This is a genomic window from Winogradskyella ouciana (genome assembly GCF_009709615.1).
Taxonomy (GTDB): domain Bacteria; phylum Bacteroidota; class Bacteroidia; order Flavobacteriales; family Flavobacteriaceae; genus Winogradskyella; species Winogradskyella ouciana.
Genome location: NZ_WJYA01000005.1, coordinates 431,166 through 442,441, shown reverse-complemented (window position 1 = coordinate 442,441; position 11,276 = coordinate 431,166). Strand labels below are relative to the sequence as shown.

Sequence of the window (11,276 nt, the reverse complement as noted above, 5' to 3'; positions counted from 1 at the left end):
TGGATTAATAGCTTCAATGAAGATACATTGAAAATCAACACGTTACATACCAAATGTGACGACTAACACAAAAAACAACATAATTGACATTCTGTAGATTAGATATTTAGGTTGTTTTTAAAAGTTCTAGATAATGGAATGATTATATCGGGTCTCAGAATAACATTAGACCTATTGACCGACGACACATAGTTTTTGTTGATAATGTAAGACCGGTGAACTTTTACAAAATTGGGCGGTAGCTCTTCTAATATGGCCTTTATTTTATTACGATCAATGATTCGTTTTTCATCAGTAATAAATTCTAGGTAGTTACCATCGGATTTGATATATTTTAATTGTTTTAAATAAATTTTAGTTTTATTATTTAAAATCACCGCAATTTCCTCAACCTTTTTTGCAATGTGTGCTTTCTCTAACTCTATTTCCTTTACTCTCTCCCGAGATTTTATTAAACGACGGCCCATCCATACAGCAATTAACGTAGCGACTAATGCAACAATAAACCACCTCCACCTTAAATTTTCTTGTTTAGCAATTTCTAGTGCTTTGTTTTGGTTTTCTTGTTGTAAACTTATAAGTTCATTAGTTTGTTTTTGATTATTATATTTAGCAGTAATCTCTGTGATGCGTTCATTTTGCAGATCGCTAGCAATAGAATCGCTGATCTTTTTGAACACATTTGAATGTAATAAAGCCGCTTTATATTCTCCTTTTTGCTCAAAACTCCTAGATAGAAGAGCCTCAATATCCGCAGCTTGACTTCTTTTTATATTTTTATTTTTTGCCTTTTTTAAGTTAGCGATAGCCTTTTCGGGTTGATTGATGTGATAATAACATTTTCCCAGCAAAAAATAGGACTTATCTAAATTGGTTAGAAAGTTAATATCTTCTTTTATTTGAATTGATTTTATAAAGTAATCTACCGCTTCGTTAAATCGAAATTCCTCCATTAAAGATTGACCTAAATTATAATAGACAATAGACTTTAGTTTTTTGTTAGAACCATTTTTCAGTTCTTTAAGCATAAGCAAAGAGGTTGCAGTTTTTTGATAAGGTGTCATCCCCCTTTTACTCGAATCAGCTTTGTGTTTTTTATCATCGTTACCGCTTACTTCTAGGGAGGCGTCAAAAAAGTAATCAGCCATCTTAAGCTTATTTAACTTTTCATAAATTACACCTATTTGAAGATAAGATTTAGAAAGACCTTTAATAGAATTGGCTTGCTTATAATAATCAACACTATAAAAATAATGTTCTAAGGCCTCATCATAATTTTCGCCAATATCAAACATAGCAGCTTGATTATAATGCGAATTACCTACAAGAACATGAGTTAACTTATCCTTATTTTCAAAATTATAATCCAATAAAGATTGTGCCTTATCATATTTACCGTTAGATATCAAATAATATGAATAGTAGTATGCAACGGAACCAATTATAACGGTATCTTGAGTTGTCTGGGCTAGTTTATAAGCACTTTCAGTATAATAAATGGCGCTATCAATATTTTTAGACCCGCTTTCAATGGCTTTTTTAATTAAAGAATCTATATTGGGCGAATTAGTTTGTGAATAGCCCAAAACAGAAATTAAGGAAAGAACGAAAAATAAATAGCCGATATTTTTCATACTGAAAAGTACAAAAAAATAACGCAATTTTTATTAAAGCAACACCTGTTTCCTAATCGTTAAGCTTTAAAACAGCCATAAATGCTTGTTGAGGTATTTCTACATTACCCACTTGGCGCATACGCTTCTTACCTTTTTTCTGCTTTTCAAGGAGTTTACGTTTACGAGAAATATCACCACCATAACACTTAGCAGTAACATCTTTACGTAATGCTTTAACGGTTTCGCGAGCAATGATTTTCGCACCAATTGCAGCTTGGATAGGAATATCGAACTGCTGTCTAGGAATTAACTCTTTTAATTTCTCTGTTATTTTTTTACCTATAGTATAAGCATTGTCGGCATGTATTAATGCGGAAAGCGCATCTACGGTTTGGGCATTTAAAAGTATATCTACACGCACCAGTTTAGATTCTCGCATTCCTATTGGGGCATAATCAAATGATGCATATCCTTTTGAAACGGTTTTCAATCGATCATAAAAATCAAAAACAATCTCTGCCAAAGGCATATCAAAACTCAGCTCAACACGCTCTGTGGTCAAATACGTTTGGTTGGTAATTTGTCCACGTTTTTCAATACAAAGGCTCATCACAGGACCAACAAAGTCAGATTTTGTTATGATTGTGGCTTTAATATATGGTTCTTCAACACGATTTAATGTTGAAGGCTCTGGTAAATCAGAAGGGTTGTTTACGATGACGATCTCATCTGGATTTTTATTGGTAAAGGCGTGATAGCTTACGTTTGGTACGGTTGTAATAACCGTCATATCAAACTCACGCTCCAAACGCTCTTGTATGATTTCCAAATGCAACATACCTAAGAAACCACAACGGAAACCAAAGCCTAAAGCAGCCGAACTTTCTGGGGCAAAAACCAAAGATGCATCATTAAGCTGCAATTTTTCCATGGAAGTCCTAAGCTCTTCGTAGTCTTCGGTATCAACAGGGTAGATACCAGCGAAAACCATAGGCTTTACATCCTCAAAACCAGAAATGGCGTTTTTGGTTGGCTCTTTAGAATCCGTAATGGTGTCACCAACTTTTACTTCACGCGCATCCTTAATCCCTGTAATCAGATACCCAACATCACCAGCTTTGATTTCTTGCTTTTTTACTTGGTTTAATTTTAACGTCCCAACCTCGTCGGCGTAATAACTTTTGCCTGTGTTAATGAATTTAATGTGCTGCCCTTTCTTAATTGAGCCGTTTATTACTCTAAAGTAGGTTTCAACACCTCTAAAAGGATTATAAACAGAATCAAAAATCAAAGCCTGTAAGGGCTCATCAACATTACCTTTTGGAGCAGGAATCCGTTCAATAATAGCAGAAAGAATATCCTCTACACCAAGACCGGTTTTTCCACTGGCAGGAATCACCTCAGAAGGGTCACAACCTAAAAGATCAACGATATCGTCAGTTACTTCTTCAGGATTGGCACTTGGTAAATCTATTTTATTCAATACAGGAATAATTTCCAGATCATTCTCTAAAGCTAAATACAAATTAGAAATAGTTTGGGCCTGAATGCTTTGCGCAGCATCAACAATTAAAAGCGCTCCTTCACAAGCCGCAATAGAGCGAGATACCTCGTATGAAAAATCCACGTGACCAGGAGTGTCAATAAGATTCAACACATATTTTTCGCCATTATACTCATAATCCATCTGTATGGCGTGCGACTTTATGGTAATACCACGTTCGCGCTCTAAATCCATACTATCCAGTAACTGATCTTGTTTTTCTCTATCGGTAACAGAGCCTGTGGAATCCAATAAGCGGTCTGCTAGCGTACTTTTTCCGTGATCTATATGTGCAATAATGCAAAAATTGCGAATATTCTTCATCTCTCTTTTTCTAAGGGCGTTTTAAGACTGCAAATATAATCGATTTCTTGTGCATTACGCTATCCAAGGCTACATTAAACAGTTGATGAATTACGGAAAAACCATAATAAAAAGTAAAAAACAATCTTTATATTGCGATACAAACCTAACTAATGATTGCTCACCTACGAAATTATATTAGCACAATTCTTTTTGTGCTATCTTTAAGTGCCTTTGCTCAGGATTTTTCCCTTTCTGGAAAAGTGGTTGATGCTAACGGAAGTCCTATTGAATTTGCCAATGTTATTTTATCAGTTGAAAACGAAGATGAATTCTACAAGGGTACATCAACTGATGATAAAGGATATTTTATAATTGATAACCTAGATGCAACCACATATTTTGTTAGAATTAGTTTTATTGGACATGAAGAGTTCGCTCAGAAAGTTATACTCACCGGAAATTTAGATCTCAAAACCATTCAACTTAACGACTTACCAGAAAGCCTAGACGAGGTGACCGTTGTGGCCAAGCGCCCAACAATTACTAGAAAACCAGACCGATTAATTTTTAATGTCGAAAACACAGCGTTGACAGAGGGCTCAACTCTCGGAGTTTTAAAAAGTACTCCAGGCATCATTGTAAGCGAAGGAGGTATAAATATTAAAAGTGCACCAGCCGCCGTTTATATCAACAATCGTAAGGTGCAGTTAACTTCGGATGAACTCATTCAATTGCTTGAAAGCGCACCAGCAAACAGTATAAAATCTGTGGAGGTCATTACAAATCCACCTGCTAGCTACGATGCTGACAGTGGTTCGGTAATTAATATTATAATGAGCAAAAATCTGGTGACAGGTTACAGAGGAAGTATTCAAACCAATTTTACGCAAGGAGTATTTCCGAGGTATAATGCTGGGACAAGCCATTATTTTAAGAATGACAAAATCAACCTAAACTTAAATTATAGTTATACCAACCAAAAAATCAATAGAGACCAAGACAATAGAGTGAATTTTTTAGATGACTCTAATCAAATAGAAGAGATTTGGAAATCGAACGTCAATAGAAATACATGGTCTGAAACCCATAATCTCAATCTAAATTTTGATTATTATATTGATGAAAGAAATACATTAAGCTTAACGAGCACAGGTTTGTACACACCGTATTTTAAATATCAACTTAGAAACAATACTGATATATTTGATGCCAATGAAAACTTTGTGTCAAGTTTTACGGCAGACAACTTATCAAGGGACAATAAATATAATATTGGTACGAATTTAATTTTTAGACATGGTTTTAAGAATGATGCTAGCCTCACTTTTAACGTGCACCATACAGTTTATGATTATGAGCGCGACCAAAATGTGTTTCAAGATGAACCCGGAGTTGATGATGACTCAGAATTCAATACGCTAGCCAACCAAGACACACAAATTATTACTGGTAAAATGGACTATAATTTACCGATCAATGAAAGTTCTACTTTTGATCTTGGAGCGAAATACTCAAGTGTTAATACAGATAGCGACATTACAAGAACCGATATTATTAATGGTAATGAAGTGGTGAATATGGAGAATAGTGATGCGTTTAAGTATGATGAAAAAGTTCTCGCAGTTTATTCTAACTACAACAAATCTTGGGACAGTTGGGAGTTAAACTTAGGCTTGCGTGCAGAGCAAACCAATATTGAGGGAGAATCTTTGAGCTTAAGCGAAACCAACACGCAAGATTATTTAAATTGGTTTCCGAACGTAAGTTTATTGCACACCATTTCCGATGATGTTAATATTTACTCTAGCTACAAAAGAAGCATAACGAGACCAAGTTATACGAACTTAAACCCTTTTACTTTCTTTTTAAATGAAAACACGGTGGTTTTGGGTAATCCTAATCTAGTACCGACTTACAGAGATCATTATAAAATAGGCACCAGTTTTTTAGAGCATTTTACAGTTGAGGCTTATTATATGAACTATGATGGTGATATTGTAGAGTTGCCAAGGCAGAACAACCAAACCAATATTGTTGCCTACACACCTGTGAATTTGGATAAAAAAGTAGAGTATGGATTTGACTTTCTTTTTGATTACTACCCAACCAACACATGGAATCTCTACTTTGTAACATCGTTTTATAATATCTCTGAAGAATCTGATTTTGGTGAGGGTTTTGTGAAACAAGACCAATGGTCTAACTATAGCATATTGTACAACAATGTGTCATTTCTAGAAGACAGAAGTTTAAATGTGAGCTTAGCATTTACTTGGGCTGGAAAAAACTTGCAACAATTTCAAACGCTTAAAAATCGATTGGTTTCTGAGCTCAGTATCTCAAAATCCATTCTGAATAAAAAGGGTATTATTTCCTTAGCAGTGGACGATATCTTTAACATGCAAGATTTTGACTCTTCTACAAATTATCTCAACCAGTCTAGTAGTAGCTTTGTTGATGTTGACACTAGGTTTGTTAAACTTGGTTTTCGTTATAACTTTGGTAATACAAAGCTAGAAACCAATGAACGCACCACAAGCGCAGAGGAGCGCGAGCGTTTAAAAGACTTAAACTAAAACATGCAATTTGTAATTTAGAGTGCCATGCTGAGCTTGTCGAAGTGCTAAGCGAAGAATCTCAATCTTGCCACTCTGCAATAAATAAATTGGTATCTCTTGTCCCTCCGTTATTACGGTTAGATGAAAAAATTAAATGTTTACCGTCATTAGAAAACACAGGGAAAGCTTCAAACGTATTACCATGAGTCACACGCCTTAGGTTTTTACCGTCAATATCAATCATATAAAGGTTAAATGGGAAACCGATTTCACTTTCAAAATTAGAAGAGAATAATATTTTTTCGCCACTAGGATGAAAAAACGGACTCCAATTGGCATTGCCTAAAAAGGTTAATTGTCGCATATCACTTCCATCAGCGTTGCAGATAAACAATTCCATGTCACTTGGCTCAACAAGACCTTTAGCTAGTAGGTCCTTGTATTCTTTCTTTTCTTTTTCGGTTTCAGGGCGTGATGCTCTAAAAATCAACTTAGTCCCATCTGGTGAAAAGAATGCTCCACCATCGTAACCCAATTCATCTGTAATTTGCTTTACGTCGCTACCGTCAAGGTTCATGGTATAAAGTTCCAAATCTCCACTTCTTGTAGAGGTAAACACAATTTTATCTCCTTTTGGTGACACGGTTGGCTCTGCGTCATAACCTTCTTCGCTAGTTAATTGTTTTACAATATTACCTTCTAAATCCGCTATAAAAATGTCGTAACTATCATAAATTGGCCATATGTAATTACCATTTTCTTTTAGTGGAACTTCCGGACATTCGCCGTCTCCCAAATGTGTAGAAGCGTAAATAATATGTTTGTTGTCTGGCAGAAAATAAGCACAGGTGGTTCTCCCTTTTCCTGTACTTACCATGGGTGGTGCAATACTGTCTGTAAAGGTTTCATCTGCATCCATTAAAAACATTTGGTCGCAATTAACTCCCCATTTTACATTATTGGATTGAAAAACCAATTGCTTATCATCAAAACTCCAATAGGCCTCGGCATTATCTCCGCCATAGGTAACTTGTCGTAAAGATTTAAAATTGGTTTCTTCAGGATATATTAAGGATTCATTCATTTTTGTGGCACCAGAAGATGCGTCTGCACTAGATGAGTTCTTTTCGTTTTTACATGAAAAGAACAATAGACTTACAAAAACAATAACAGTTAATCTGCTCATGGTAAAGAATTATAATAAATGGCTATTAATGCCTAATTTTGTGCAAAAATAAGATTTAAGATGAAAAAAATTGTCCTTTTCGTTGTTTTAGCATCAATACTTTCTTGCAAAACCGAACCTAAAGTAGCAGAAAGCAAAATAAAGGAAGATGTTGCTTTTTTAGCAGACGATAAACTTGAAGGTCGACAAACCGGAACAGACGGCGAAAAAAAAGCAGCGAAATATTTAATAAAACGATATAAGGAAATAGGTCTAGACCCAAAAGGCACTAAAGGTTATTTACAACCATTTTCATTTAAACCAAAAACAGATCCACATAAAGAAGTAGAATTTACAACCAATGCAGACAGCACCATAACAGGTAACAACGTTATTGGTTATATTAATAATGGCGCCAAGAGCACTATTGTTATTGGAGCGCATTACGATCACCTAGGTTTTGGAGGAGAAGGCTCTCTTTTTAGAGGAGAAGAAAAAGCCGTACATAACGGAGCGGATGACAACGCAAGCGGAGTTGCAGTAATGTTGAATTTAGCAAGTCGATTAAAAGTGAAAAATGATACCGCTAAAGTAAAGGACAACAACAACTACCTGTTTATGGCATTTTCTGGTGAAGAAATGGGTTTGTTAGGCTCTAATTATTTTTCAAAAAACCCAACCATTGATGCCGCCTCCATTAATTATATGATAAACATGGATATGGTTGGTAGAATGAAAGCTGATAGCACATTGGCGGTTTACGGTACTGGCACATCACCATTGTTTAAGCAAACATTAAAAGCCAATAACGAAAAATTTAAACTCATAGAAAATGAAAGTGGAGTAGGACCAAGTGACCACACCTCATTTTACTTAATTGATATACCGGTTTTACACTTCTTTACAGGGCAGCATGAAGATTACCACAGACCTGGAGACGATTCTGAAAAGTTAAATTACGAGGGCATGCGTTTAATTTCAGATTACATCTATTCTGTTATAACAGATTTAGATGATAACGGAGAATTGGCTTTTAGAAAAACTAAAAACGAAAGTGAAGAAACACCACGATTTAAAGTTGGTTTAGGCGTTGTGCCAGATTATCTGTTTGACGGAAAGGGTATGCGTATTGATGGAACTCGTGAGGATACTCCTGCTTTTAATGCAGGTCTACAAAAAGGCGATGTTGTAGTGAAATTGGGTGATAGCACGGTAACGGACATGATGAGCTATATGCGAGCACTTTCAGTTTTCGACAAGGGAGATGAGGCGGATATTACGGTAAAACGCAAAGAGAAAACTATAGAAACTAAAGTTAACTTTTGATTAATATTTTGCTATAAATTACTGAAAGAGAACTAAGTAGTAGATATTCTAAAAAGACTTAGCTTTGCATAAAATTTAAGCATTGGTTAAAATAGGAGACATAGAATTACCAGACTTTCCGTTGCTTTTGGCACCGATGGAAGATGTTAGCGATCCACCTTTCCGTGCATTGTGCAAGGAGCAAGGCGCAGACGTGGTCTATACCGAGTTTGTGAGTAGCGAAGGCTTAATTCGTAATGCGGCTAAAAGCGTTATGAAGCTAGATATCTACGAAAAAGAACGCCCCGTTGGCATTCAGATTTTTGGAGCCAATATGGAGAGCATGTTGCAGACCATTGATATTGTAGAAAAATCCAATCCAGATATAATTGACATTAATTTTGGCTGCCCTGTAAAGAAGGTTGTTTCTAAAGGCGCAGGTGCGGGAATTTTAAAGGACATCTGCTTAATGGAAAAGCTCACAGCCGAAATGGTAAAGCGTACCAATCTGCCAGTAACCGTGAAGACTAGGCTTGGCTGGGACCACGATTCCATAAAAATTGTTGAGGTTGCTGAACGCCTTCAGGATGTGGGTTGTAAATCTATTGCAATTCACGGAAGAACAAGAGCGCAAATGTATAAAGGTAACGCAGATTGGAAACCTATTGCACAAGTAAAAAACAATCCCAGAATGCACATACCTGTATTTGGCAATGGTGATGTAAACACACCAGAACGCGCTGCAGAAATGCGAGATAGTTATGGGTTGGATGGTGCTATGATTGGTAGAGCAACCATTGGTAATCCATGGTTTTTTAAGCAAGTTAAACACTACTTTAAAACGGGAGAACACCTGCCACCAATCTCAATGCCAGAGCGTGTAGAAGCAGCGAGACGCCATTTACAAATGTCCATTGATTGGAAAGGTGAAAAACTTGGTGTTTTTGAAACCCGAAGACACTACACCAACTACTTTAAAGGTATTCCTAACTTTAAGGAATATAGAATGAAAATGGTCACCAGTGATGATTCTAAAGATGTATTTGACACGTTTGACGAAGTGTTGGAAAAATTTGCAGACTACCAGTTCGCTTAGATTAACCTTGTATAAGGTTTTTAGTAATTCTCTGTGATGCAATTCGAGAAGCTACAACACCTAGCGCAAAAATTGTCGCCAAAACTATAAGTACATTAAACGCATTTAATCTTACCGGATAAGGTAATTCAGGCGTGAGCATTACCAACTCAAAAGATTGTTGCAAAAAAACAATAAGTAAGCCAAGGGCAACGCCTACTATACCGCTAAACATAGTCATTAAACTACCTTGCCAAAAGAAAATAGATTTAATGTTTTTGGGTTCTGTACCCAAGTTAAAAAGCGTGTTTAGAGACTTTTTCTTATCTAAAATCATCATAATGATAGCGCCTATAACGTTAAAAAGCGCAATAATAATCACCAAAGTAAAGATGAGGTAAATTGCAAGGTTTTCAGTATTCAACATTTTAAAAAGCGCGTCATTGAGTTGCTCTCTGTTTTTGATAGTGAAACGATTTGGGAAACTTGAGTTGATTTCGGCCCTAACATCACTTTCGTTAGCATTTGGATTTAATTTTAATTCTACCGCGCTAATTTGATTTTCCTTATAGTTCAATAGTTGCTTGGCCAATTCAATACCCGAAAACACATATTCTGAATTGAGCTCCTCGTTAATATCAAAAAGCCCGACATTGTTTACGTAAGCAGAATTATATATACTTTTTAGCGAGCTCGATTGTCCTTTTCCCGGCTTAGGGACATATAATGATAACGCTTTTCTATAATCAAGGATACCAAAAGAGAGTTTATTGGAAATTCCCCAGCCAGAAACCACATCGTTGCTTTCAGGCGAAATCCAACTACCTTTTGTTACCATGGAATCCACATTGGTAACATTCAAAAAATTAGAATCCACACCTTTTAAAGTGGCAAGGAGATTTTTGTTTTCAGACTTTATAATGATGCGTTCCTCTATAATTTCAGAATAAAACGCGATACCGTCAATGGAATTGAACTTAGAAACATCATCATCTGTAAAAAGAAACGATTTACCTTCTGAAGGAAGCAATTTTAAGTCGGGATCTACAAAAGATGAAAACTGAAGGCTGTAATCCTTAAGGCCTGCAAAAACAGAAAGCACAATAAATAAAGCAGCCGAAGCAATAACAACTCCGCCTGAAGCGATGAGCGTCATAATATTTATAGCATTGTTACTGCTTTTAGAAAACAGGTAACGTTTTGCTATATATAGGGAAAAATTCACTTAAGATTTTTTGCGCTTACCTAACAAATCAGGATCCTCAAGAGGGTTGTCGCCCCCTTTAAGAGAACGCTCAATACCATCGATATATTCTAATGAATCATCTATAAAAAATTCGAGTTGAGGCATACGTCTTAGCTGATGCCTTGTGCGTTGTGCCAATTCGTGACGTATTAATGGAGTATTGGACCTAACGCCTTCCAATAATTCTTTAGCCTCTTTATTCGGAAAAATACTGAGGTAAACTTTAGCAATGGATAAATCTGCGGTAACGCTCACTTTTGAAACAGATATGATAACCCCTTTCAATCCACCATCTGCAGCAGCACGCTGCAAAACTTCTGCCAAGTCTTGCTGTAAAATACCTGCTATTTTTTTCTGTCTGTTACTTTCCATGATGCAAAAGTATAGGATATTATAGTATTATAGTATTTTTGAAGGTAAATATTAAGTAGATTTCTGCTTTAAGGAGACTGAAATTGTTTT

8 protein-coding genes are annotated in these 11,276 nt (G+C 35.9%); 3 read left to right on the top strand and 5 right to left on the bottom strand.

What is annotated here, in order from left to right; translation table 11 throughout:
* Positions 1 to 98 precede the first annotated feature (98 nt).
* A complete protein-coding gene (locus F1003_RS09475; protein ID WP_155089166.1) occupies positions 99 to 1,634 on the bottom strand; it encodes a LytTR family transcriptional regulator DNA-binding domain-containing protein in 1,536 nt (511 codons plus the stop codon).
* Positions 1,635 to 1,686: 52 nt separating this feature from the next.
* The gene (gene lepA, locus F1003_RS09470) at positions 1,687 to 3,483 is read right to left on the bottom strand and encodes a translation elongation factor 4 (RefSeq protein ID WP_155089165.1); all 1,797 of its coding nucleotides are present in this window, start codon (positions 3,481 to 3,483) and stop codon (positions 1,687 to 1,689) included.
* 152 nt (positions 3,484 to 3,635) lie between these two features.
* Between lepA and F1003_RS09465 the strand changes: the two genes are divergently transcribed.
* Positions 3,636 to 6,041: an outer membrane beta-barrel family protein gene (locus F1003_RS09465; RefSeq protein WP_155089164.1), complete on the top strand. Its 2,406-nt coding sequence runs from the start codon at positions 3,636 to 3,638 to the stop codon at positions 6,039 to 6,041.
* Positions 6,042 to 6,102: 61 nt separating this feature from the next.
* Here the strand turns inward: F1003_RS09465 and F1003_RS09460 are convergent, their stop codons facing one another.
* The gene (locus tag F1003_RS09460) at positions 6,103 to 7,209 is read right to left on the bottom strand and encodes a TolB family protein (RefSeq protein ID WP_155089163.1); all 1,107 of its coding nucleotides are present in this window, start codon (positions 7,207 to 7,209) and stop codon (positions 6,103 to 6,105) included.
* A gap of 60 nt (positions 7,210 to 7,269) precedes the next feature.
* Between F1003_RS09460 and F1003_RS09455 the strand changes: the two genes are divergently transcribed.
* Both F1003_RS09455 and dusB read left to right on the top strand, forming a co-directional pair.
* Positions 7,270 to 8,514: a M28 family peptidase gene (locus F1003_RS09455; protein ID WP_155089162.1), complete on the top strand. Its 1,245-nt coding sequence runs from the start codon at positions 7,270 to 7,272 to the stop codon at positions 8,512 to 8,514.
* A gap of 82 nt (positions 8,515 to 8,596) precedes the next feature.
* A complete protein-coding gene (dusB, locus tag F1003_RS09450; protein WP_155089161.1) occupies positions 8,597 to 9,589 on the top strand; it encodes a tRNA dihydrouridine synthase DusB in 993 nt (330 codons plus the stop codon).
* 1 nt (position 9,590) lies between these two features.
* On the opposite strand, the gene F1003_RS09445 is transcribed toward dusB, so the two are convergent.
* On the bottom strand, positions 9,591 to 10,793 hold the full coding sequence (locus F1003_RS09445) for an ABC transporter permease (protein WP_162306944.1): 1,203 nt from the start codon (positions 10,791 to 10,793) through the stop codon (positions 9,591 to 9,593).
* Positions 10,794 to 11,186 carry a 30S ribosome-binding factor RbfA gene (gene rbfA, locus F1003_RS09440; protein WP_155089160.1) on the bottom strand — a complete coding sequence of 131 codons (393 nt, stop codon included), beginning with the start codon at positions 11,184 to 11,186 and terminating at the stop codon, positions 10,794 to 10,796.
* Between the last annotated feature and the right edge of the window lie 90 nt (positions 11,187 to 11,276).